Origin of the sequence: Mycobacterium ostraviense (assembly GCF_002705925.1) — a bacterium.
GTDB lineage: Bacteria > Actinomycetota > Actinomycetes > Mycobacteriales > Mycobacteriaceae > Mycobacterium > Mycobacterium ostraviense.
Genome location: NZ_NKRE01000192.1, coordinates 1 through 2,108, shown reverse-complemented (window position 1 = coordinate 2,108; position 2,108 = coordinate 1). Strand labels below are relative to the sequence as shown.

The following is a 2,108-nucleotide window of genomic DNA, read 5'->3' as shown; positions in this document are numbered from 1 at the left end:
GGTCAAAGACGTCCCGCCGCCCCCGCCGGCCCCGCCGCTACCCAACAGCCCGGCCGCCCCGCCGTTGCCGCCCTTTTGACCGGCCGCGCCCGAACCGCCGGCCCCACCGTCGCCGAGCAACCAGCCACCCGGTGCGCCGTCTGCGCCGGTGCCCGGCCCGCCTGGCGCGCCGTTGCCGATCAGCGGACGCCCGGTAAGCGTCAGGAAAGGCGTGTTGATCAAATTGAGCAACGGCGCAATAGCGGCCTCGGCACTGCTATAGGACACCGCACTAGCGGTCATGGCTTGGACGAACTGGGCGTGAAACGCTTCCGCCTGCGCGCTGAGCGCCTGATAGCCCTGGGCGTGCTCAGAAAACAGCGCCGCAACCGCCGCCGATACCTGATCCTCGGCCGCGGCCAGCACTGCCGTCGTCGGGGCAGCCGCAGCGGCGTTCGCCGAACTGAGTGCTGAGCCGAGCCTGGCCAAATTCGTTGCGGTCGTTTCCAGCCCCTCCGGCACTGCCATGACAAATGACATGTGACACCTCCCAAAGTTCCTCGAAACCCACGGCTAGTGCCCGATCATCGGTGCGGTCGGCAAAATCGCCGTACTCGATTTGGACGTGTGTGCAATAGCGTTCGCCGGCATCCGCGCGGCTCATTGGGCGCCCAACTCCGCAAGCACCAGTCGTAGCACCGACACAGCCCCCGCCTTGTCTAGTGGGTCGTTGCCGTTGCCGCATTTGGGCGATTGCACACACGACGCGCATCCGTTCGGGCATTCGCAGGCCTCGATGGCCGCGGCGGTGGCTTCCAGCCAGGTGCCGGCCCGACGGAAGCCGCGCTCGGCGAACCCGGCTCCGCCCGGATAGCCGTCGTAGACGAAGACTGTTGGCAGCCCGTCGGGCCCGATCGCGGTGGACAGCCCGCCGATATCACCCCGGTCGCAGCTGGCCAGCAACGGCAGCAGCCCGATGGCCGCGTGTTCGGCGTCATGCAATGACCCGGGAATCCGCGGCGCATCAATCCCCTTGCGGGCCAGGGAATCCGGAGCAATCGAGTACATGACCGCAGTCGTGGGCAACACCTGTTCGGGCATATCCAGCTCGACGAAGTCGATTACCTCTCCGTTGAGCCGGCAAAGCTCTCCGCCTCATCGGCGCCGCGGCGCCTACGACGTGTTGGACGGCACGTCAGGAAGCGTCACGAGGCGGCTGCTGCGTGTGACCACGGCGGACGGATGGGGCTCGAGCGCAATCCAGACACAATGCCCGCGGACCGGGTCCGGGGCGGTTGTCATCCCCGCCGCCTGTGGGCGGTGAAGTGTCGAAGCCATGTGCGGGCTACGGCACTCCGTTGATCCCGTCTTGGCCCAACAGCAGCCCGCCGGTGCCGCCGGCGCCGGCGCTGCCCGGCGTCGGGCCGGTCCCGCCGTTGCCGCCGTTGCCGCCGTTGCCGATCAGTACAGAGTTGCCGCCGGTCCCGCCGGCACCACCGGCCGCTATGGACTCGCCGCCCGCGCCGCCAGCTCCGCCGTTGCCCAACACCAGGCCGGCCTTGCCGCCGGTGCCACCGGTGCCACCGGTGCCACCGGTGCCAAACCCGCTGACCGTTACCTGAAATGTGAGTGTTTGTATGACTGGCATTTCAGGCAGCCCGTCCTTTCGGGTGGGCACTCCGTTCAGAAACGGTTCCGGTTTCATTGCCACCCGCCGTGCCCGAAGGCTGGGTCTTACGGTCGGCTCCACCGGTAACGACGCCGGTACTCGGCGCCGTAGCCTTGAGCGCATGACGCGCCAAATTGATAGCGGCGTTACGGTCTCGGTCGATCACAAGGCCGCAGTGCTGGCAGTGATACCCCCGTTCGGCCAGGTGCAGTTTGGTTTTCACCACACCACAGCCGGAACACATTTTTGAGCTGGGCAACCATCTGTCGGCTTTGACCAGATGCGATCCATACCAGCGTGTTTTGTAGTCGAGTTGGCGAAACATCTCCCCAAGGCCGGCATCAGCCAATCCCCGGTTGAGTCCGGTTTTGGCGGCGGCGCCGTTGGGCAGGAACGCGCCGCGATTGTCGGGGTCGGGTTTGGGTTTCGGGCGGCGCATCATGTTCTTGACCGCCAGTGT

The 2,108-nt window shown here is 66.8% G+C and carries 3 protein-coding genes and 1 pseudogene; all 4 read right to left on the bottom strand.

Annotation, left to right across the window (positions count from 1 at the left end):
• The coding region (locus tag CDN38_RS28625) for a PE family protein (RefSeq protein ID WP_142361430.1) at positions 1 to 519 on the bottom strand (519 nt) is incomplete at its 3' end.
• A gap of 120 nt (positions 520 to 639) precedes the next feature.
• Positions 640 to 1,119: pseudogene (locus tag CDN38_RS28620) on the bottom strand (Zn-binding domain-containing protein); the annotation flags it as partial.
• Positions 1,120 to 1,324: 205 nt separating this feature from the next.
• Positions 1,325 to 1,627, bottom strand: a complete 303-nt coding sequence (locus tag CDN38_RS32070; RefSeq protein ID WP_267888222.1) for a hypothetical protein — start codon at positions 1,625 to 1,627, stop codon at positions 1,325 to 1,327.
• A 1-nt stretch (position 1,628) separates the two neighbouring features.
• Positions 1,629 to 2,108: zinc ribbon domain-containing protein (locus tag CDN38_RS31585; RefSeq protein WP_244307509.1), on the bottom strand; the 480-nt coding region annotated here is incomplete at its 5' end.